Here is a 21183-nt window from a genome sequence, read left to right as displayed (position 1 = left end):
GGTGCGGTATCTCTTGTCGCTCACTCCGAAATCCTTTAGCGATGAATTGGTTCCCGGCGATTGCCTTAAAGGCTGGGGTCAGTAGGTGGCGCGGCCGCCGGAAATGTCGTAAACGGCTCCGGTGGAGAAGCTGCATTTGTCCGATGCGAGCCAGGCTACGAGCTCGGCTACCTCCTCGGGGCGGCCCACCCGGTTCATTGGGATGAGGCTGGTGATGTGTGCAAGTACGGCCGGATCCGTGGAGGCGTTCATGGGGGTTGAAACAACGGCGGGTGCGATGGCGTTGACCAGCACTCCTCGCTTGGCCAGATCCTTGCCCATGGTCTTGGTCAGTCCGATGACGGCGGCCTTGGTGGCGGAGTAGGCGGCCATGTTCGGGTTCCCGTCCTTTCCGGCCATGCTGGCGAAGTTCACGATGCGTCCCCATCCGGAGTCGGCCATGGCCGGGGCAAAGGCGCGGCAGAGGTTGAAGGTACCGTCGACGTTGACGGCGAAGGTCCGTTTCCATTCCTCATCGCTGACTTCCCAGAACGGCTTGTTCGGGCCGACGATGCCGGCACTGTTGATGAGGATGTCGATGGGGCCGACATCTTCTGCGGCCTGGCGTACGGCTTCGGCGTCGGAGATATCGAGCACGATGTCTGCACCGTCGCAGACGTCGATCGTGATGACCTCGACGCCATCCTGGGTAAGGCGGGCGGCGGATGCTGCACCGAGGCCGCTGATGCCTCCGGTGATGACTGCTTTGCGGTTCATGTAATGATGTCCAATGTCTCGGGACGCTCCGGAAGGGCCGGGGTCTGGTTGGTGGGTGAGGTCACTGCCGCCAGCAGTTCGAGTACGTGCTGGTATTCATGCCCTGTGGCCCGGGTCATGCCCAGCTCACAGGTTCGGTTTACTGATGCGTAGGCATCGAAATCGCGTTCAGCGACTGCTGCCGCTTCAGCAGCGGTCGCCGACGCCGTGAGCTCCGGGTGGAGCATGCCGCGGTCGCCGGCGAAGGCGCAGCATCCCCAGTTGTCGGGGATGACGACTTCTTCAGCCACTGCGGCAGCAACTCTGCTGAGGGCGGCGTTGATGCCCATTCGTGTTGATGAGCATGTTGGGTGTAGGGCGAGGCTGCCGATGCGTTTGCCCTGTGGCAGGAAGGGAAGCACCTGTTCGTCAACAAATGCCACGGCGTCAACGATGCGTAGGCGCTTGTCTTCTCCGATGACTTCAAGCAGGCTCTCCAGGCCCTCTGTGCAGGAAGAAGCATCGCAAACCACCGGCAACGCACCCTGGCCACTTGCTTCCCAGACCGCGGACTGGACCTTCTGGCGCATGAGAGCGTAGCCGTCTGTCATTCCTTTTGATTTCCAAGGGGTGCCGCAACACATATTTCCTATCCCCTCAGGGATGGTGACGGTTACGTCAGCCCGTGCGCACAGATCCAGGAAGGCACTCGAGACGCCGGGCCCCTGAGCGGCCGGGCCGAACATGGTGCTGATGCAGGCGGCCAGATATACGGCCTTCGGTTCCTGGACGTGCAGGGGCCGACGCCGGGCGCCTCCTCCGGGCAGGTCCTTGTCCCAGCGCGGCACCGTTTCGCTGCCGAGCACTGCCCGGGCGGCTTCGGAGGCGCCGGTCACCAGCGCAGAGGGGAGGAACTTGACGCCGGAGAGTGCAAGTCCTCCTACCTGCGCCGCCGCGCCCCAATTGTTGGCTGCCGCCTTCCATCCGGCTTGTTCGACGCGGCCGCGTCCTTCGGCCCGCAGGCGTTTGACAAGCTCTCCTGTGTCAATCAGAACCGGGCAGGCGGTCTGGCACATGCCGTCGGCCGCGCAGGTGTCCAGACCGTCGTAGCTGTATTCCCTTTCGAGTTCCCTCTTCAGCGCGGTGTTGCCGTTCTCCTCAGCGCGGGCGATTTCACGCCTGAGGACAATCCGCTGGCGCGGGGTGAGCGTGATGTCCTTGCTGGGGCAGGCGGGCTCGCAGTATCCGCACTCGACGCAGCGGTCGACTTCCTTCTCGACCGTCGGGGCGGTCTTGAGGTGAGCAAGGTGGAACTCAGGATCGTCGTTAAGCACGATGCCCGGGTTCAGTACGCCCTGCGGGTCGCATAGCCGCTTGATTTCGCGCATGACCCCGTAAAGGGCGTCGCCGTACTGGCGGCGGACGAACGGGGCCATGATGCGCCCGGTTCCATGTTCGGCTTTGAGAGTGCCGTTGTTGGACAGGACGAGAGACACCATGTCTTCGGTGAAGGCGGCATAGCGTTCGAGGGTTGATTCGCCTCCTGAGGATTCGAGGCGTTCGTTGAGCAGGAAATGAATGTTGCCATCCTTGGCGTGCCCGAAAATGACGCTGTCTTCGTAGCCGTAATGCTCAAAGAGTTCGACCAGTCCCTCGCAGGTGGGAAGGAGGTTCGCGACAGGGACGGCGATATCCTCCAACAGCGCGGTGGTGCCGCTGGGCCGGTTTCCGGCCACCGTTGCGTAGAGGCCTTTACGGATATGCCACAGTGATGCCCGGCGGGCGGGGTCCGAGGACAGTTGTGCCGGCCGGACCAGGGGAAGTGCAGCCAGGACCTCGGCACTGGCACTGACGCGGCCCGCCAGCGCAACCGGATCCGGCTCCTGAAACTCCACAAGCAAGGCCGCGTGCCCCTCGATCTTGATGGCCCGGAGCACATCGTCCGCTTCCGCGTCGCGCTGGGCAACGCCCAGGGACGTCGCATCGAGCAGTTCGATGGTGGCGAAGCCGGCCGCGACAAGTGCGGGCAGGGCTGCGGTGGCAGCTGACAGGCTTGGAAAGAAGAGGAGGTCGGTTGCTGTGTGTGGTTTCACCGGGACTGTGTTGAAGGTGACTTCGGCCAGGAATGCCAGAGTGCCCTCGCTCCCGATGACCAGGTGCAGGAGGATGTCCACGGGCCGCCCATAGTCCAAAAACGAGTTCAGTCCGTAGCCCATGGTGTTCTTGATCGCGAACAGCTGCCGGATCCGCGCGGCGTGGGAAGCATTGTTCCGGAGCTGGTCGCGCAGGCGGATAAGGCCGGCGTGCAGTTCCGGTTCCAGCCTCCTGAGCGACTCGTCCGCGTCAGGGGCGGCCGTGTCGATGATGGTTCCGCTGGGCAGGATAATCACGGCTGAGTCGATGGTGCGGTAGGTGTTGGCCTCCGTGCCGCACGCCATTCCGCTGGAATTATTGGCAACCACGCCGCCGATCGTGCAGGCAACCTCGCTGGCGGGATCCGGTCCCAGCTTGCGTTTGTGGCGGGCGAGGCGGACGTTGACTTGCCGTACGGTGGCTCCGGGCTGGCTGCGGACCCGTGCTCCCTCGTCCAGGACCTCAACGGAGCGGAAGTTTCGGCGCGTGTCGACTAGGACACCATCTGAGGAGGTCTGGCCGCTGAGGCTGGTGGCGCCGGAGCGGAAGGTAAGGGCAACGCCGTGGCGGACCGAGCCCCGCATGAGGGCAGCCACCTGCTCCGCGTTCTCCGGGAGGACCACGGCGCGAGGGGTCAGGAGGTAGTGGGAAGCGTCGTGTGCATTTGCCAGCCGGTCGGTTGCACGGGCCCGTACCTTTCCCGGGGCGGCGCGTTCAAGTTCATCAAGGAGCACCTGGCCTGGCTCGGGCAAACCGGGCCGCGTCAGGGCATCAGTGTGACTCACGGGAAACCTCCGGTCCGGAAGATCCGATCAGGAAGTCCAGGTCCACGCCGGTATCCGCCTGAAGGACGTGGTCCACGTAGAGCCGCTCCCAGCCTCGCTGCGGGTTGGCATAACCCTCGACTGTGGCTGCGTTGGGAAGGCGGGCCGCCAGTTCTTCCGGGCCAATCTCAAGTTCGAGGGTTCTTTCCTCGACGTCGAGGCTAATGAAGTCTCCGGTTTCAACGACGCCCAGCGGTCCCCCCGCCGCGGCCTCGGGGGTCACGTGCAGGACCACCGTGCCGTATGCGGTTCCGCTCATCCGGCCGTCACAGATCCGCACCATGTCCCGCACGCCCTGTTCAAGGAGCTTCTTCGGTAAGGGCATGTTCGATACCTCGGGCATGCCCGGGTAGCCCTTGGGGCCGCAACCGCGCAGCACCAGCACCGAATTCTCGTCCACATCCAAAGCAGGATCATCAATACGGGCGTGCATGTCTTCGATGCTGTCAAAAACGACGGCGGCTCCACGGTGCCTCAGCAGATGGGGCGAAGCCGCGGCAGGTTTGATCACGGCACCGCCTGGGGCGAGGTTCCCCCGAAGGATGGCAATCCCGGCTTCGGGCTGCAACGGATCATCGCGGCGGTGAATGACCTCTTCGTCCCAGATGCGGGCGTCGTCAAGGTAGTCCACAAGGGGTTTGCCTGTCACGGTCAGCGCGGAAGGGTCCAGCAGGTCTTTGACTTCGCGCAGGACAGGCAAGAAACCTCCGGCGCGGTGAAGGTCATCCATCAGGAATTTCCCCGAGGGCTGCAGGTTCACCAGCAGGGGAACACCAGCACCAACGCGGTCGAAGTCATCGATGGTCAGGTCAATCCCGAGCCGACCGGCGATCGCCAGGAGATGGACCACAGCATTTGTCGATCCTCCGATTGCTGCCAGGGCAACAATGGAGTTCAGGAACGATTCCCTGGTCAGAAGCGCGCTTGGTGTCCGGCTTTCGGCGACCATCTCCACGATGAGCCTGCCGGTCTCGTGCGCGCCGGCGAGCAGGTTGCTGTCCACGGCGGGTGTGCCGGCAAGCCCTGGAAGGACCATTCCCAGCGCCTCGGCGACCAACGCCATCGTGGATGCCGTACCCATGGTGTTGCAGTGACCCCGGCTCCTGATCATGGATGATTCGGACTTCAGGAACTCCCGGTTGGAAATCTCGCCGCCACGAACCTCTTCGCTCAGGCGCCAGACATCAGTGCCGCAACCCAGAGGCTGGCCGCGGAAAGTTCCTGTTGCCATCGGCCCCCCGGGCACAACCACCGCGGGAATATCGACCGAGGATGCGGCCATCAGCAGTGCCGGTATGGTCTTGTCACAGCCGCCCAGGAGTACCACCCCATCAATAGGATTCGCCCGCAGCATCTCCTCCGTGGCCATCGCAGCCATGTTGCGCCAAAGCATTGCGGTGGGCCGAACCTGTGTCTCCCCCAGGGAAACCACGGGAAGGTTCAAAGGAACCCCGCCCGCTTCCCAGATACCTTGCTTGACGTGTTCGGCGACTTCGTCCAGATGGGAATTACAAGGAGTCAGATCCGAGGCAGTGTTCGCAATGGCAATTTGCGGCTTGCCCTCAAAAGAATCCTCCGGAACACCGCGACGCATCCATGCGCGGTGTATGTAGCTGTTGCGGTCATTACCGGCGTACCACTGGGAGCTGCGCAGCTCGCCCATGACTGGTTCCATTCTCTGAATTGTTGTTTTAGTACGAAATATGCGGGCAGGTCCGCCGTACATCTTTGCGGCAGAAAGACGGGGTCGGGACTTGTCTAGTGGTCACTAGATATGATCTAGTGTGTTGTAGGTTACAGGGGTTACACGCATCCGTCCAGTCAGAAGGCGACACAGTTCCGAAGCTGCCAAAGTGCAAGTTCTCGGGGCGCACCTTTCGAACATGCGGAGGATTCCCAGCCCAATATTTTGAATCCGAGGAGCCGCTGAGGCTTCCTGGCTACGGAGGTTCGAGATGGACAATGAGCGGCGGATCGTCGGATCAGACCGCGTATTGGCCTCGCTCAATCAACTGGGCAAGCATCCGAATGGCATCAGCTTGGATGGTTTGTCCCGGGTGATCGGCGCGGCTAAGCCCACAGTTCATCGGGCATCGGCAACGCTTCGGCGGCGGGGACTGGTCTCCCAGGATGGTTACGGCAGCTACCTTCTGCGTGATGGCTTCCTGCGTATTGCATTCACCTTCCACGAGGCGAGGCCCGAGCATTTGCGGGCGCAGCCGATTCGGCAACACCTCAGCGACCGTTTCGGGGAGACCGCGCACTATAGCCACCTCGAGGGCCGGGACGCGGTGGACCGCTCAAAGGTCGATCGGGCGACTGGCCCAATGAAGTTAACGTCTGTTGTCGGCAGACGTAACCCCGCACACGCCACGGGGGGCGCAAAACTGTTGCTTGCATTCGCATTGCCCGATGTCGAATCCATCAAGCAATGGATCGGCAGTGTTCCACTGATCGCAGCCACGCAGAACACAATCACGAGCGCGCAGGAACTTCATGCGGCGTTCAATGAGATCAGGGAGCAGGGCTTTGCGGTGGACGACCAGGAGAACGAAGCCGGCATCAATTGCATTGCGGTTCCGGTTTTCTTCTCCTCCCCCGCGCACCCCAGCTGCGCCATCAGCCTCAGCACACTCGCCCACCGCACGCCGTTGAGGCAACTCGGGGATGCTGTCGGCAGCATCCAAGCCGCCAGTGGCCGGCCATATGGCCATCCCCAAGGCCGACACACGCGGCCGCACATAGCCTGCCCCCAACTTTTCCCTTCCAACTAATAGGAGATCCACCATGTACCTCATGCGAATCGGCGCGCCCGGCAAGGAAAAACCTGTCGTCCGCATCAGCGACACCCACTACGTGGACGTCTCGGACGTCGTCAACGATTTTGATGAAACTTTTTTTGGCCAGGACTGGAGGAAGCTCTCGAAAACCGTGGCCAATCGGGCGGCCGCAGGCGCGACCGGCGCCTTCAATGGTGAACGAATTGGTGCGCCGATTGCCCGTCCGCACCAGATCCTGTGCATAGGCCTGAACTACAGCGATCATGCAGCCGAAACGGGACAGGCTGTACCCACGGAGCCCATCCTGTTCACGAAGTCACCGAACACCCTCATCGGTCCAAATGATGACGTACGCATCCCTCGCGGTTCCACCAAACCTGACTGGGAGGTGGAACTGGGCATCGTCATCGGCAAACGTACAAGCTACCTCGACTCCGTGGAACAGGCCAAGGACGCAATCGCCGGCTATGTTCTGGTCAACGACGTCAGCGAACGGGCCTTCCAAATGGAGCGCGGAGGCCAGTGGGCGAAAGGCAAGTCGGCTGAAACCTTCAACCCTTGCGGTCCCTGGCTCGCCACAACCGACGAAATCGAGGACGTCCTGGACCTGCAGATGTGGCTGGACGTCAACGGAATCCGTCGGCAAAACGGCTCAACATCGACGATGATCTTCGATCCCTATTTCATCGTCCATCACCTAAGCCAATTCATGGTGCTCGAACCCGGCGATCTTATTAATACGGGTACCCCCCCGGGCGTTGGCATGGGCCTCACTCCGCAGGTCTGGCTGCAGCCGGGGGACCGCATGGACCTGGGCATCTCGAAGCTGGGCTCCCAGAGTCAGCACGTTCTGGGACCCCGCTGACATGCGGGCCTTCGTTGTCACCGGCCCGGGCAAGTCCGAAGTCCGTGACGTCGAATCCCCCACCGCCGGACCCGGCCAGGTGGTTGTCAATATCCACCGCGTCGGCGTCTGCGGCACCGATCAGGAATTCTTCAGCGGCGAGATGGCATATCTGAAGGACGGGTTTGCCCAATACCCGATCCGGCTCGGCCACGAGTGGTGCGGCGTGATTGCGTCCGTAGGCGACGGAGTCGACGAGTCGCTGGTGGGTAAACGCACCACAGGGGATACCATGCTGGGCTGCGGCACCTGCCGGCGCTGCCTCACCGGCCGGCACCACGTTTGCGAATTCCGGTATGAGATCGGCGTCCGGAACGGTTGGCCCGGGGCGCTGGCAGAACAACTCGCCGTTCCTGAATCATCGCTGCACATACTCCCCGACAGTGTGGGCGACACAGCAGGGGCTCTCGTGGAGCCCGGCGGAAACGCGCTGCGCGCCGTTGAAGCAGCCAACCTGCAGCCCGGTGACCGCGTGCTTGTTCTTGGCCCGGGCACCATCGGTTTGCTCGTTGGGCTGTTTGCCCAGGCCGCCAAAGCCGAAGTCCATCTCTTGGGCCGGTCAGCATCGTCCCTCGAATTTGCCCGGACTTTCGGATTTGCGGGCGCCTGGACGGAAGAAGATCTTCCACCATTACCGTTCGACGCAGTCATTGACGCGTCTAATGCCCCCGGTCTGCCCGCGGCGGCTGTGCAACTGGTAGAACCGGCCAAGCGGGTGGTATACGTCGGCCTCTCCGGGAGCCCCAGCCTCATTGACACCCGCGCCCTCGCGCTGAAAGATGTGACAGCTGTCGGGATCCTGGGGGCCTCTGCAGGGCTGGCCGGAACCATCGCAAGCTACGCGGACGGCTCCGTCGACCCGCGTCCGCTCGTGCACGCCACAATTGCTTTGGAAGGCCTGGCAGAGGCTTTTGCGGGACCCCGGCCGCCAGGATCAGGGCAGGGCCCCAAGCTGCACGTGGACCCGCGACTTGTCTAACCCACGGCCCTTGTCGGCTGCGCAAAACCCTGCCTAAAACTCAAAGGAGAAAACAATATGATCATCAACGCCCAACCGGCCACGGCCATCAGGGACACCCTCGGCGAAGGGGTGATTTGGGATGATCGAACGAACGAGGTGGTGTGGGTCGACATCCTCAATGGCAAGATCAACCGCGGCCAACTCACAGCAGACGAAGTAGTCATCACTTCCACCGTGACCCTGGAGGGATTCGTCGGGGCCGTCGGCCTCGCCGAAGACGGCGGCGTGCTCGCCGCCGGCAGCCGCGGACTGGTGACCATCTCGCCTGAGGGGGACATCTCCTATGGCCCTGACCTCATGGGGGACCTCACCGACGTGCGGTGGAACGACGGATCCGTTGACCCGCAGGGCCGGTTCATCCTCGGTTCCCTGGCGCTGAACAACCCGGGCCAACGCGAGCGGCTCCTGAGGATCAACCCCGGGGGAAACACCGAAGTCCTCCGCACCGGGCTGACGCTCTCCAACGGCGTGGGGTTCTCGCCCGACGGCGCAACGATCTACCATGTCGACAGCCTCGCAGGCACCGTGAGCGCCCACAGTTACGGGCCAGGCGCATTTGACACCGACGAGGACTGGAAAACAGTCCTCGATAGATTCAACGCCACCCCCGATGGGCTGACAGTCGACACGGAGGGGAACCTCTGGGTCGCTGAATGGGGTGCAGGCCGGGTGCGCCAATACGCCATCGACGGAACAGTCCTGCAGGTGGTGAAACTTCAGGCACCACACACAACCTCTGCAGCGTTCATCGGCGAAAACCTGGACGTTCTCGCCATCACGACCGCAACAACAGGAATCAACCACCCCGAGCGCGACGGATCAGGCTTCCTGCATCTCGCCCGCCCCGGCACGAAAGGCCTCCCCACACCACGCTGGGCCGGCTCGACACGCACCCCCTCGTGGGATCTTGCTCCCGCCGCAGGATCCTGACTTCCGCACTGTCTAGGCATTCCTATCCCGCAGGCCCGACACCTGCGGAACATCGTGAGGTCCTAACCAGCACGGGTGGCCACGCCCACACGACGAAACGAACCATAATTGTCCCGCGACTTTCAAGGGACACCCTCAATGGTGGTTGTTTCGTAGAGCCAGTGCGCATTGGCTTGGGTAAGCTGCGTGGGACTCGCGTCCTTCAGCGCCGTAGCGTAGAACTCGGCCAAGCCGAGGCCCAGGGCATTGCTGATGAGGAGCGGCTAGAGCCCACTCAAGGTCCTGGATCCCTCGCCATCCGTTCCGGCCCCGTTCCTTCAAGGGCCACGACGTCGAGCTTGTGACCGGCCACACGGGCGGTGTCCGCCCCGTTGAACATCCGGGACGGACACCGCCCACGGCATCAGGGCCAGGGGCGGGTACGTTGACCTGTTCCTCGCTGCACAGGGCCGTGAGGTTGGGCGGGTACTTCAGGTCTGCCATGGCCCGCTCCACCTTTTCGGAGGTCGCCGCCTTCAGCCTCGAACTGTCCGCCATGTACCGTGAGACCGCTTGGTGCGAGACACCAGCGAGCCGCGCCACGTCATAGATCGTGGGAGCCGCGGGCGGGTTGCGGGGACTCAGCGGGGGTTTGGTTCACAGCCTGGAATCTTCCCACGTGGTAAGCCGGCTGCACATGCCGTAGCCTTCACCAGTCCCCTGCCGGGCCCGGACCACTGCCCCTCCCGCGATTGCTACTGCCGAGCCGTACTTCAGCTCCAGCAGGGCCTGCTCGCTCAGATGTCTCTCAGACACCATGCACCCATGGCTGCTCTGGCCGGTCAGTCTCTGACGAAGAACCGATCCGCAAAGTTGTCCCACACTGCCAAAAAGTCGGTTGACGGGGTCAGGATCCATTGGTGCTCGAGGCCATTCCAGAACGCCATCAGTTCGCGGGCCGCGAGCGAGGGGTGGCGCTTCCATTCCAGTAGATTCTCAAAGGCAACCAATGTGCTTCGCTCTCGGTCTACAAAGTACTGATGCGCGGGGTGCTCAGGATCGACCGCTTCGGCTGCGAGCACCACATACAGGCGAACCAGTTGCAAGCGATCGAGGTTACGGGATGCCGACGAGCGCAAGAATGCGCGCACTCCTTCCGGTGTCGAGAGGGATTCTCTTGCGGGTGGATCGGCGGCGTCGACCTCATCCCGGAAAGCAAGAACGGCAGCCAATAAGTCAACCATCGAGGGAAAGTAGTGAAGGACCGAGGGGCCTCGAATGCCGCACGCCTCAGCGATGTCCGTTAGGGATACCGCATTAAAGCCTGAAACGGAGATCAGGCGTGTAGCTTCGGTGACAATCTGCCGGCGCCGTACGTCAGGCGCCAAACGCTTCTGCACCCTTTTCTCAACTTCTGGCGACGTGGTCAATCTCACTCCCCTACTGGACGAATCAATCTAGCTATTATAATCTACTAATCACTAGACACCAATCTAGTGCCCACTAGACCGGCTTCCGACTCTGCCTATGCACACAAAAAATGCAAGGCGCGCGGCCCGCGACCCCTACGAAAATTCTCAAAGGCGGGGTTAGAGGGCCCGGTAGGACGAGCGAGGGCGTAGCTGGCGAAGGCGGGAATACGGCGCCACCGCCGCCATGGGTTTACACCAACCACCGCCAGATTCAGCTCCAACTAACTTCAACCACCAGCACCAATGACAAGGGAGTCCGTTATGAGGGATTCGATCGATGAAGTCACGAGCCCGGCAGGAGCTCTTCCTCTGACCGGCGCTGTTGCGGTCGAGGAGAGGGAACACATTCCTGCAAAGGCTGCACCGGGGGGCGACGACAAAGCCAAGGTGAGCAAGGGATTCATCACCATGCTGGGGGTGGGTTTTTTCGCCTCTTATGTAGCGTTCGTGACGCCCGTCGCCATTTCGCTGGCCATCCAGGTGAAAGCCCTCGCGCCTGAAAATGAAGAGTACTTGGGGTTAGTTCTTGGTCTTGGCTCGTTTGCTGCCCTTCTTGTCGGTCCGCTCGGTGGACAGCTCAGTGACCGGACCCGGTCCCGGCTGGGACGCCGTCGCCCGTGGTTGATCGCCGGATCGGTAATCGGTTTCGTCGGACTCGCAGTCATGGCTTCGGCGCCGAATATTCCTCTGCTCGGGCTTGGTTGGATCATTGCTCACATCGGGTGGTCGCTGGTGGTCTCGAACTTCGGGATCATCCAAGCCGACCGTCTGCCGGCATCGCAGCGTGGCAAAGTGGGGGCAATTACTGGTTTTGCGGGCATGGTCGCGCCGGTGGCTGGAGCCCTTATCGGGGGCCTGGTCGCAACCCAGCCTTTCCTGCTCTTCCTCCTCCCGGGAGCCATCGGGCTCGTCGGCGTGTTGATCTTCGCCGTCTTCTACAAGGACCAGGACAGCCGGGCGCTCACTTTCGACACCCGGCTCACCCCCAAGGTGGTACTGGGGAAGTATGTCTACAGTCCCAAGAAGTACCCGGACTTCTCGTGGAACTTCCTCGGCAGGTTCTTGTTCAACTTCGGACTCACACTTGCCACCAGCTTCACCGCATTCTTTTTCGCGCAGCGCCTAGGCATTCCGGTCCATGAGATCGGCGGCACAGCGGCAATTGTCGGCGGTCTCGGCATTCCTGCCACGGTCGCTGGCGTATTCTTCGGCGGCTTCCTGTCGGACAAGATCCGTCGCCGCAAGGCGTTCGTTCTGGGATCGGGTGTGCTGTACGCGATCGGAGCGATCACGACAATCCTTGGCCCCGACCTGCCGATCCTTCTGGTTGGTTCGGTCACGTGCAACATCGCCATCGGAGTATTTTCCGCCGTCGACCAGGCGCTCATCCTCGACGTCCTTCCGGAGCGAGACACCGAGGCTGGCCGATTCATGAGCATCGTCGCGTTCTCCACCAACATTCCACATGCCATTGCACCAATTGTTGGCGCTGGGCTTATCAGCATCGGCGCGGTGGCAGGCGGAGACAAGAACTACACCATGGTCTATGTGGCGGCGGCCATCCTGACGATCTTCGGCGGCATCGCCATACTCAAAGTGAAGGCCGTGCGTTGACACGGCTGTGACGGAGTCGGCGCCGAGGGCGGACTCCCCCACATCCAGAAGCCAACCGCCACTCTGAAAACGTAGCCCAGGGCCGCAGCGTCAAGGGACCCGGAATGTGAGCTGGAATTTCCGACGAAGCACCTCCTGTGAATCCAAACGACAAGGTAAGCAATTGACACGCTCATCGTTCAATCAAGGATGGATTGTCCGTCCCAAGACAAGCATTTACGGCCAGCTGCAGGGCGGCGGGTCCGAGGGGACGGCCGTGACCTTGCCGCATGACGCGATCCGCACGCTCCCGAGGTCTGCTGATTGTACCGAAGGGTCACGCACGGGCTTCAGTCCGGGAGGGGTCTTTGAGTACACCAAGAGCTTTGACGTGCCCCAGGAGTACCGTCAGCAGCGTGTTTCGGTCGAGTTCCAAGGGGTGCATCGCGACGCCATGGTCTTCGTGAATGGAGCCTTCGCCGCGCAGCGTCCTTTCGGCTACTCCACATTTACCGTCAATCTGGGCCCGTTCCTGAAGTATGGGGAGACCAACACCATTCGCGTGGACGCCCGGTCACACGAAGATTCACGGTGGTACACCGGCGCCGGCATAACCCGCGACACCTTTCTCCTCGTTACCCAGCTCATCCATTTGGAAACCAATGGAGTCGCTATCACCACGCCGGACGTTGACGCCGAACGCGCCGTGGTTGAGGTTGCTGTGACCGTCACCAACGACAGCCTCACAACCGAAACCGTCACCACCGACTCGGAAATCCGGGACGCTAAGGGCACAGTGGTCGCCCGTGGCAGCGCTCCCGTCACCCTGTCACCCGGAGCATCCGCAACCACCAGGCACCGCCTTTACGTGCTGGAGCCCGCGTTATGGAGTGTGGATGAGCCCAATCTCTACACTGCTGTTGTAAGCGTCCGCGACGTGACCGACCTCTTTGATGAACGGGACGTGGACTTTGGCATCCGTTCCCTAAAACTCGATCCCATGCACGGGCTCCGCATAAACGGCAGCACCGTCAAACTACGCGGAGCCTGCATCCACGCGGACAACGGCCTCCTCGGAGCCGCTGTAATCGGCCGCGCTGAAGAACGCCGGATCGAGCTGCTCAAAGCCGCAGGATTCAACGCCATCCGCAGCGCCCACAATCCGATCAGTCAGCCAATGCTTGAGGCCTGTGACCGGGTGGGCATGCTGGTCATGGACGAGACCTTTGATATGTGGGCCGATGGGAAGGCCTCGTTCGACTATTCCCTTTCCTTCCCCGAATGGTGGGAGCGCGACGTCCAGGCGATGGTCGCCAAGAACTTCAACCACCCAAGTGTCATTTTCTACTCGATCGGGAACGAGATTCCCGAGACGGGGACGCCCCTGGGCTCGGAATGGGGCCGGAGACTTGCCGAGAAGGTACGCGCCCTCGACGGCACCCGGTACGTTACGAACGGTATCAACGGGTTTGTCTCGGTGCTGCCCGATGTGACTGCCATGATGAAGCAGCGCTCCTCAGATACCCAGACGGGGGGCGTGAACGATGCCATGAATGCCGGTGACCTGATGAACCAGATCAGTGCCTCGCCGCTGGTTACGGCGAAAACCGAGGAGTCCTTCTCCGTGCTCGACGTCGCAGGAATGAACTACGGCGACAGTCGCTACGTGTTGGACCGGGAGCTCTTCCCGAATCGAGTGATTGTCGGAACCGAGACTTTCCCGCCGCACATCGGCTCAAACTGGAAGCTGGTCGAACAAAACCCGCACGTCCTGGGCGACTTCACCTGGACAGGCTGGGACTACCTCGGCGAGGCCGGTGCCGGGCGCATCCAGTATGTCGATCAAGGCAACCCGACGTTCGAAGCCCCATACCCCTGGTTCACGGCATGGACCGGCGACCTGGACATTACAGGTAACCGGCGACCAATCTCCTACTACCGCGAAACAGTGTTCGGCCTTCGCCAGAAGCCTTACATCGCCGTCCACCGTCCTGAAAACTATGGCCGCCCCGCCCTCCAGGGCCAATGGGCCTGGAGCGACTCCATCTCCAGCTGGACATGGCCTGTCTCCCCTGAAACGCCCATCAAGGTCGAGGTCTACAGCGGTGCGGACGAAATCGAACTCATCCTGAACGGCGACTCCGTTGGCCGGCTCCCGGCTGGACGTGAGAACTCCTACATGGCCCTCTTCGACCTGCACTACTCTCCAGGCGAACTCGTCGCCGTCGCATACTCCGGCGGCGAGGAGCAGGCACGAACTGCCCTGCGGACTGCCGGCGATGTCGCCATCCTGTCGGCCGTACCTGACAGGACCGAGATCAACGCCGATGACAGCGATCTGATCTACATCGCCATTGCGCTTCAGGACCAAGCGGGCACAATCACCCCGACCAGCGACCGTGTTGTCACAGTGCAAGTCGACGGGGCAGCGCTACTGCAAGGCCTGGGCAGCGGCCGGCCCGACACTGAGGAACGCTTCGATGGACCAAGTTGCACCACCTTTAACGGACGCGCCTTGGCCATCATCCGCCCCTGCGGCCCCGGATCCATCACCGCGACCATCACGGCCGAAGAACTCGAGCCCGTGATCGTCAACGCCGCAGCTGTTGCACCCCGGACCGGCCCTGAAGTGCCAAGCACGCGCCAACTGGTGTCGTGAAAGCACGCTCTAAGGATGTGATGGGAAATGGCTGACCTACTGAATCATCCGGAAGGCACCACGGCTGCGCCCGGGATGGTGGAAGTACTGATATCGGATCCATCAGAGCTGGAAATTGCCTTGGCAGAGGCCATCGAAGTGGTATCCGAAGCCGCGACCAATCACAGTTTGGGGATCATGGTCACCCGGGTCGGTATCGGCAGCTACGTGGTCAGAGCGCATCCGGAGGTACCTTTTGGACTAATCCGCCAGCGGCATAAATAGCTGGCCCGCCCTCTTCCTGCCTGCAATAGACACCCAAGAACATTCCAACCAGAAAAGGACCAAAAATGACAATGCTGCCGAACACATTCCTCTGGGGAGCCGCCGGGGCACCGCACCAGATCGAGGGCAACAACGTGAACAGTGACTGGTGGTTGTACGAGCAGTTAATGCCGCACATGGGGCCCAGCGGCGATGCAGTCGACAGCTATCATCGGTACGAGGAAGACATGCGGCTGCTCGCTGACGCCGGACTCACGGCGTACCGGTTCGGTATAGAGTGGGCTCGCGTGGAGCCGCTTCCCGGCGAGTTTTCCCGCGCCGAGCTCGCCCACTACCGCAGGATGATCGACACCGCCATCGGCCTCGGGCTCACACCGGTCGTCACGTTGCACCATTTCACGAGCCCACGCTGGTTCGTCGAAGAGGGCGGCTGGCTCGGCGAGACCGCCATTGACCGGTTCACGGCCTACGTCACCCGGGTCACCGAGATCCTCGACGGCGTCGAATGGATCTGCACCATCAACGAACCGAACATGCTCGCGCTGATGGTCCTCATGGCAGGTACCATCAACCCGGATGCTGTGCCTGGGTTCGTCACCCCCACGGTGCAACCCGGCGAAGGAATCGTGATCCCTAAACCGACCCTCGAGGTTGGTCGGCGACTCGTCGAAGCGCACCATGCAGCGAGGGCAGTATTGAAGGAAAGGACCAGCGCCAACGTCGGTTGGACAACAGCGAACCTTGCCCTGTGGGCGAAGCCTGAAAACGCCGAATATCTCGAATCCGAGCGTTACGCACGGGAAGACCTGTACCTGGAGGGCGCTCGTGGTGATGACTTTATCGGTGTGCAGGCCTACTCGACTCAGGAGATCGACGCGACCGGTATGGTCCCCGCACCGCCAAGCCCCGAAAACACCCTCACAGGAGCCGCCTACCGCCCCGACGCGCTGGGCATCGCTATCCGTCACGCGGTGGAGGTTAGCGGCGTTCCAGCCCTGGTGACGGAGAACGGCATCGCCACAGCCGACGACGAGCGACGTATCGATTACACCACCGGCGCCCTGCACGGACTACTGGAGGCCGTCGCCGACGGAATCGACGTACGCGGCTACCTGCATTGGAGCGCACTGGACAACTTCGAGTGGGGCCACTGGGAGCCTACATTCGGCCTGATCGCCGTCGACCGCGAAACCTTCACCCGTTACCCCAAACCCAGCCTCGCGTGGCTGGGGAAAGTTGCCCAAAGCAACGGGGCCATTCTGACGGTGCCGGCATGACAGCCCCACGTTGTAGATGAGATTCAGACCAGGACGATCTGCGAGCCGCGAGACCTGCGCGCGACCTTCTTCAATGCCGTTCCCGAAGGAGGGCTGCATCAGCAAGTGGGATCCCACGCGCGGCAGTGGCGCGCAGATCGTCCAAGGCATTCACCCCGTCACACTCGCCTGTGCCCTGTTCCGCAAATCCGTAGCCGTCAAAACGGTGGAAACAGCGCTGGTGCCGGACTCAATGTCGCGCCGAGATTCACCTTCAAATACTGGGAGGGGCGCCTGTACACGGTGGGCGCACGGTACTTGTGGACCGTCGGCGCCGCTGGATAGACCTACACCGCCGTTTTGGGCTACCACCGATCTTCAAATCTATGCCGGTGGCCGCGGCTGACCTCCACGCCGGGGTGGAGTACCCCCGCCGAGGGCGACTATCCCATGCTGCGTTCGGTTTCCCTGCGATCGCAAAGGGACTAACAGAGCTCCCTGTACACCTCGCTGCCGACACAGCGCCAGGGTCCTCTGCCGAGTATCAGGGCCGTCGTCGTCGGGGAGCTCTCACAGACCGTGACGGTAGCCGGCCGGAATTCCCTTCCAACGTCAGCTTCGTGAGCCGAAAGACCCGTGACGATCACGCTCAATCAGGTGGTCTCGCCGGAGATGATCTTGACGAGCGATTGTTCCGTGGGCTCATAGCTCTCGATGTCATCTTCGACGCCGAGGATGTCACCAAGTTGCGAGGACATTTGGCGCGTGGCATCTCGGACGATCGCGCGCATGTCGACCGCGACGGACGTCAGCCGGGGAGAGATGAGTTGCCCGACGTCGATGGCGTCCATGCCAACGATAGTGAGCTGATTGGGGATGTCGATGCCGGCTGAGCGTGCAGCGGTGAGAAGGGCGATGGCGACGGTGTCGTTATACGCGGCGATGCCGACGGGTCCGTCGGGCAGATGCTCGATCCCCCGACGTTGCGCGGCTGCTTTCGGTTCTATCTCGATGCGCAGGGGTGCCGGTAACCCGGCTGCTGCGCAGGCGTGCTCGACTCCGGCCAGGCGCCCCGGCTCGAAGGGGTCCATCCGGCGACCGGACAGGCCAGCGTACACGATGCGTCTCGGGCCGCGCTTAAGTAACTCCGATACCTGGGCGCCCGCGATGGCGTCCTGCATCTCTTCGCCCCGATTTCGTAACGGGCGACGATAGTCGGGCACGCACGGGATACCTTGTGCTGCTAGCCGGTCCCGCTGCGACGTCGGCAGCGACCCGAAGTCTACGACAGCGAGCGGTCGCAATTTCAGCAGCGCAGCAAGCGTGGACTCCGGGTCGGCGTCGGCGAAGCGCAACACGACGTTTGCACGAGACCCGAGCGACTCGATGATCGCCTCGAACGCGTCGGGAAGGTTGATGCCCAGTAGGAGGGTCGGAACAACGACCACGACGGTATCGCCCCGACCAGTTACGAGGTTCCGTCCGGCAGGAGATGGGCGATAATCCAGTTCGGCGGAAACCGCGAGGACCCGCGCCTTAGTGTCGTCCGTGAACCGTGCGTCACGCCCGTTGAGGATGTGGCTCACCGTGGCGCGGGAAACCCCCGCACGGCGAGCCACATCAGCGGCAGTCACAGGTCGCGCTCGATCAGGAACGCTCATCCTGTTTTCCTCCACCAAGTCAGTCGTTCAGATCGACACTATCACGTGATAACAGACAGAATCCAAGAGCGCTGTCAATGTGCAACTCTCTTTCACAATCCGAGCACGAGGCGAGCGGCCTGACGAAAGGGGGCGGTTTTCAACATTGCTGCAAGGCTGAGCCTGGCCGTAGGAGATTGTCCGCAGCCAGTCCCATTTCTCGAAAAAAGCCAAGTCAGCCGGTGTTCTCGGGCAGGGCTCAATCGCCGACTACTAACTTGCCGGAGGCGACTCACGGCCAGACGGTGTCCCCGACATTTCTCACAGGCCGGTCGGCTTACTGCCGTTCAAATCCGCCCAGCGTCCGCGCAGCGTCTTTACAGCGGCTTTCGGCTTCCGGTCACGAGTGAATACGCCCTTCTTGTTTCCGTCTACGCGCAGCACCGCATATCCGGCGGCGAAGTCGGCGAAGTTCCACACGTGTTCGCCGATGAACTCCGGGATGCGATCAAACACTCGGTGATGCATGTCCAGAAAATCCACCTGGAACTCTTCGGACCAGGGCGCGCCGTGCACCGAGTGCACGCCAGCGACGGTGTCGGCGCCGTATTCGGACATGATAATGGGCTTGCCGTACTTCGCTGCCCAGCCTCGAAGCTCGTTCTCGAGAATCTTCTCGCCAGTTTTCAAATCGCCGGTGAGAATGTACCAGCCCCAATACCGGTTCAGGGAAATGACGTCGAAGAGGTCCACGATCTTGTCGCCCTCGCAGCTGTACCCCGATTGGGAGAATGTGATCGGACGTGTGGGGTCCAATTCGCGCGTAAGGGTGGTGAGAGGCTCGAAGTACGCGCGCGATCCTTCTTCCTGTGAAGCGGGCTCATTGGCGATACTCCACATGACGACGCTGGGGTGATTCTTGTCCCGCTCGATCAGATCGCGCAGGTGCTGGGCATGAGCGGCGCGTGTCTCGTCGTTCGCGTACGCCTCAGAGAAGCTCGGGTCTGTCCGGCGGCCGCCAAGGCCCACTCCCAGGCCGAGGTTCAAGCCGACGGCTGCCGTTTCGCCAATCACCACTATGCCGTGGCGATCGGCATAGTCCAGCACCTCTTCAGCGTAAGGGTAGTGGGATGTTCGGAAGGAGTTCGCCCCCATCCACTTCATCAATTCGAAGTCATGGACGAGGTAGGCCGGGTCATGGCCCTTTCCGCGGATTGGGGTGTCCTCGTGTTTGCCGAAGCCCGTGAAGTAGAACGGTAGATTGTTGATGAGAAATTCGGTGCCGCGAACCTCGACAGTTCGGATGCCGACCTGCAGACGGTAGTCATCGACGAGCCGCTCACCATCCCGCAACTGCACCTCGAACTCGTATAGATAGGCGGCGCCGGGCTGCCAAAGAGATGCGTCGGCGACGACGAGCCGGCCCTGCGCACCGCGCCCTTCCGCGACGACGGCGCCGTCCTCGTCGCGAAGGCAAACCACGACCTCCGCCGGCTCGGTCGTGCGCACCGTGTAGTTGACGACGCCGTCCGTACCTTCAAGGTCGGTGGTCACAGTCACGTCCTCGACGCGAGTCGCCGGTGCACTATAGAGCCATACGGAACGGGCAAGCCCGGCATAGTTATAGAAGTCGTGAAAAACCGTTTGAACTTCGCGTTCCTCCTTCACTATCGTGAGTTGGCCAGGCAGGGTGACTTCCATCTTCGTGATCTCACCCGGCGGTATTGTCGTGTTGGTCAGTCGGTTGTCGACACCAACGGTGAGGCGAAACGTACTGCCGGCCTCCACCAAGTCTGTGATGTCTGCTTCGAAAGGCAGGTACCCGCCCTCGTGGTCTGCGACCAAGTGTTCGCCAACGTACACGAGGCCGTGATGTGTCGCTGCATCCAAGCGGACGAAAACTCTGTCGTTACCCCAGCCGCGCGGAACATGTACATCGCGCTGGTACCACACCCACCCGACATGATCTCTGATCGAGGAATCCAGGAAAAGATCGTTATAGCTGGCTGGCACAGGCGCCTCGAGGCCTTTCGGGAGTGAATTCCTCCACGGGTCTATTATCTTGCCATCGTCGAGGGCAAACGCCCACATGCCATCAAGCGAGACCAGCTCGCGAGTTTTCGAGTTCAAGGGTTTAAGCACGGGCATCCTTCGGATTGTTGGAAAATCAATGTGTGACAGGTATCACGTGATAGCCATGTGAGGAGCTTATCACGTGATACCAGAGGCGCTACTTGCCCTGTTGACCCCTAATTGGCCTGGAAGGCTGCTTCCCCGGGCCGTGCGGCGCGTACAGAGAGCGGTAAAAAATCGAACCCTACGGGGGGGTCGAAGTTGGTCCGGCCCGCGGTGTTCGATTCCATGACGACCCTCCTCGCCTGCGAAACGGTGATCCCCAGGGAGACCGCCAACCCAGGATCAGCGCCACCCCGGGCGTAGTCACGTCGTCGCTAAGCAAGAAGGTGATCGAAGCGGCGAGCTGACCGGGCGCTGCCGGTGTGGGGACTGGCTGCCTCCATAAGCGGTCCGGGGCTGTTCTGTGGCCAGCTGCGAGCCAAATTAGCTGAGATTCCGGTGACGCGGGGCTAGGGACCACTGCATTGAAGCGGGAAGCCTCGCTGGGGTCGCCGCAATTCTGCCCATCTAGTCAGTCAAATAGATCTTCGGGCCCGCGGCAGTTCAACCGAAAAGCGTCGGGAGGACCCTGGCGCGGCCGCGATTCTGCCGCTATCCCTCTCGTGCACCGAGTATCTGACCGTACCGGCGCCCACAGGTGTAGCTGCTTCCGGCCATGGGAGCAGCAGTGCGTTGAAAAGGGGTTTCGCTACGAAGTATCACGTGCTAATGTCGCACCGAAGCGAAAGCCGGTCCCAACACTTTGAGAGCAGCGTTGTGCGCCGATGTCGCAGCCCCGGCCGGACCTCCAGCCCGGCGTGAATGACTGACACCACTGGATCACTCCGACTTATGAGCCGATATGCGGAGTCTCCCTC

Annotated in this window: 16 protein-coding genes; 8 read left to right on the top strand and 8 right to left on the bottom strand. The window is 61.9% G+C overall.

What is annotated here, in order from left to right:
• Nucleotides 1–78 precede the first annotated feature (78 nt).
• The 3 genes from FBY31_RS01285 to FBY31_RS01275 are packed head-to-tail and all read right to left on the bottom strand — an operon-like array spanning nucleotide 79 to nucleotide 5367.
• Nucleotides 79–756, bottom strand: a complete 678-nt coding sequence (locus tag FBY31_RS01285) for an SDR family NAD(P)-dependent oxidoreductase (RefSeq protein WP_142035934.1) — start codon at nucleotides 754–756, stop codon at nucleotides 79–81.
• Nucleotides 753–3653 (bottom strand): FAD-binding and (Fe-S)-binding domain-containing protein, encoded by a 2901-nt coding sequence (locus FBY31_RS01280; RefSeq protein ID WP_442858156.1) that lies wholly within the window; start codon nucleotides 3651–3653, stop codon nucleotides 753–755. Before FBY31_RS01280 ends, FBY31_RS01285 begins: the two co-directional genes overlap by 4 nt.
• Nucleotides 3640–5367, bottom strand: coding sequence for an IlvD/Edd family dehydratase (locus tag FBY31_RS01275; RefSeq protein ID WP_142035931.1), 1728 nt, complete (start codon nucleotides 5365–5367; stop codon nucleotides 3640–3642). Before FBY31_RS01275 ends, FBY31_RS01280 begins: the two co-directional genes overlap by 14 nt.
• A gap of 280 nt (nucleotides 5368–5647) precedes the next feature.
• Here FBY31_RS01275 and FBY31_RS01270 point away from each other — a divergent pair, with 280 nt between their 5' ends.
• The 4 genes from FBY31_RS01270 to FBY31_RS01255 are packed head-to-tail and all read left to right on the top strand — an operon-like array spanning nucleotide 5648 to nucleotide 9327.
• Complete coding sequence (locus FBY31_RS01270; protein ID WP_142035929.1) at nucleotides 5648–6466, top strand: IclR family transcriptional regulator; 819 nt, start codon at nucleotides 5648–5650, stop codon at nucleotides 6464–6466.
• Nucleotides 6467–6479: 13 nt separating this feature from the next.
• Nucleotides 6480–7337 (top strand): fumarylacetoacetate hydrolase family protein, encoded by an 858-nt coding sequence (locus FBY31_RS01265; protein ID WP_142035926.1) that lies wholly within the window; start codon nucleotides 6480–6482, stop codon nucleotides 7335–7337.
• 1 nt (nucleotide 7338) lies between these two features.
• Nucleotides 7339–8355 (top strand): zinc-dependent alcohol dehydrogenase, encoded by a 1017-nt coding sequence (locus tag FBY31_RS01260; protein ID WP_142035923.1) that lies wholly within the window; start codon nucleotides 7339–7341, stop codon nucleotides 8353–8355.
• A gap of 57 nt (nucleotides 8356–8412) precedes the next feature.
• Entirely contained in the window at nucleotides 8413–9327 is a 915-nt protein-coding gene (locus FBY31_RS01255) for an SMP-30/gluconolactonase/LRE family protein (RefSeq protein ID WP_142035920.1), read from the top strand.
• 135 nt (nucleotides 9328–9462) lie between these two features.
• Here FBY31_RS01255 and FBY31_RS23710 read toward each other — a convergent pair whose 3' ends face one another.
• Genes FBY31_RS23710 through FBY31_RS01245 form a run of 3 tightly spaced genes read right to left on the bottom strand, consistent with a single transcriptional unit; the run spans nucleotide 9463 to nucleotide 10736 of the window.
• Nucleotides 9463–9909, bottom strand: a complete 447-nt coding sequence (locus FBY31_RS23710) for a LacI family DNA-binding transcriptional regulator (protein WP_200833283.1) — start codon at nucleotides 9907–9909, stop codon at nucleotides 9463–9465.
• Between the two features lie 54 nt (nucleotides 9910–9963).
• Entirely contained in the window at nucleotides 9964–10125 is a 162-nt protein-coding gene (locus FBY31_RS22730) for a hypothetical protein (protein ID WP_160142413.1), read from the bottom strand.
• A 23-nt stretch (nucleotides 10126–10148) separates the two neighbouring features.
• Nucleotides 10149–10736: a TetR/AcrR family transcriptional regulator gene (locus FBY31_RS01245; protein ID WP_160142412.1), complete on the bottom strand. Its 588-nt coding sequence runs from the start codon at nucleotides 10734–10736 to the stop codon at nucleotides 10149–10151.
• 303 nt (nucleotides 10737–11039) lie between these two features.
• Here FBY31_RS01245 and FBY31_RS01240 point away from each other — a divergent pair, with 303 nt between their 5' ends.
• The 4 genes from FBY31_RS01240 (at nucleotide 11040) to FBY31_RS01225 (ending at nucleotide 16571) form a co-directional block, all read left to right on the top strand.
• Nucleotides 11040–12392, top strand: a complete 1353-nt coding sequence (locus tag FBY31_RS01240; protein WP_200833282.1) for an MFS transporter — start codon at nucleotides 11040–11042, stop codon at nucleotides 12390–12392.
• Between the two features lie 163 nt (nucleotides 12393–12555).
• Nucleotides 12556–15030, top strand: coding sequence for a glycoside hydrolase family 2 TIM barrel-domain containing protein (locus tag FBY31_RS01235; protein WP_142035914.1), 2475 nt, complete (start codon nucleotides 12556–12558; stop codon nucleotides 15028–15030).
• Between the two features lie 27 nt (nucleotides 15031–15057).
• Entirely contained in the window at nucleotides 15058–15294 is a 237-nt protein-coding gene (locus FBY31_RS01230) for a hypothetical protein (RefSeq protein WP_142035911.1), read from the top strand.
• A gap of 65 nt (nucleotides 15295–15359) precedes the next feature.
• The gene (locus FBY31_RS01225) at nucleotides 15360–16571 is read left to right on the top strand and encodes a family 1 glycosylhydrolase (RefSeq protein ID WP_142035908.1); all 1212 of its coding nucleotides are present in this window, start codon (nucleotides 15360–15362) and stop codon (nucleotides 16569–16571) included.
• A 632-nt stretch (nucleotides 16572–17203) separates the two neighbouring features.
• On the opposite strand, the gene FBY31_RS01220 is transcribed toward FBY31_RS01225, so the two are convergent.
• Nucleotides 17204–18211, bottom strand: coding sequence for a LacI family DNA-binding transcriptional regulator (locus FBY31_RS01220; RefSeq protein WP_142035905.1), 1008 nt, complete (start codon nucleotides 18209–18211; stop codon nucleotides 17204–17206).
• A 300-nt stretch (nucleotides 18212–18511) separates the two neighbouring features.
• A complete protein-coding gene (uidA, locus tag FBY31_RS01215) occupies nucleotides 18512–20332 on the bottom strand; it encodes a beta-glucuronidase (RefSeq protein ID WP_142035902.1) in 1821 nt (606 codons plus the stop codon).
• Nucleotides 20333–21183 lie beyond the last annotated feature (851 nt).

Source organism: Arthrobacter sp. SLBN-100 (genome assembly GCF_006715305.1).
Classification (GTDB): Bacteria; Actinomycetota; Actinomycetes; order Actinomycetales; family Micrococcaceae; genus Arthrobacter.
Note: the sequence above shows the minus strand (reverse complement) of the source record. Positions and strands in the feature narration are given on the sequence as shown.

What these genes read in the sequence shown, in the direction of transcription:
- FBY31_RS01220 (WP_142035905.1), bottom strand. Translation starts at nt 18,211, where the DNA reads ATGAGCGTTCCTGATCGAGCGCGACCTGTGACTGCCGCTGATGTGGCT.
- FBY31_RS01255 (WP_142035920.1), top strand. Translation starts at nt 8,413, where the DNA reads ATGATCATCAACGCCCAACCGGCCACGGCCATCAGGGACACCCTCGGC.
- FBY31_RS22730 (WP_160142413.1), bottom strand. Translation starts at nt 10,125, where the DNA reads ATGGTGTCTGAGAGACATCTGAGCGAGCAGGCCCTGCTGGAGCTGAAG.
- FBY31_RS01230 (WP_142035911.1), top strand. Translation starts at nt 15,058, where the DNA reads ATGGCTGACCTACTGAATCATCCGGAAGGCACCACGGCTGCGCCCGGG.
- FBY31_RS01260 (WP_142035923.1), top strand. Translation starts at nt 7,339, where the DNA reads ATGCGGGCCTTCGTTGTCACCGGCCCGGGCAAGTCCGAAGTCCGTGAC.
- FBY31_RS01270 (WP_142035929.1), top strand. Translation starts at nt 5,648, where the DNA reads ATGGACAATGAGCGGCGGATCGTCGGATCAGACCGCGTATTGGCCTCG.
- FBY31_RS01265 (WP_142035926.1), top strand. Translation starts at nt 6,480, where the DNA reads ATGTACCTCATGCGAATCGGCGCGCCCGGCAAGGAAAAACCTGTCGTC.
- FBY31_RS01240 (WP_200833282.1), top strand. Translation starts at nt 11,040, where the DNA reads ATGAGGGATTCGATCGATGAAGTCACGAGCCCGGCAGGAGCTCTTCCT.
- FBY31_RS01225 (WP_142035908.1), top strand. Translation starts at nt 15,360, where the DNA reads ATGACAATGCTGCCGAACACATTCCTCTGGGGAGCCGCCGGGGCACCG.
- FBY31_RS01275 (WP_142035931.1), bottom strand. Translation starts at nt 5,367, where the DNA reads ATGGAACCAGTCATGGGCGAGCTGCGCAGCTCCCAGTGGTACGCCGGT.
- FBY31_RS01285 (WP_142035934.1), bottom strand. Translation starts at nt 756, where the DNA reads ATGAACCGCAAAGCAGTCATCACCGGAGGCATCAGCGGCCTCGGTGCA.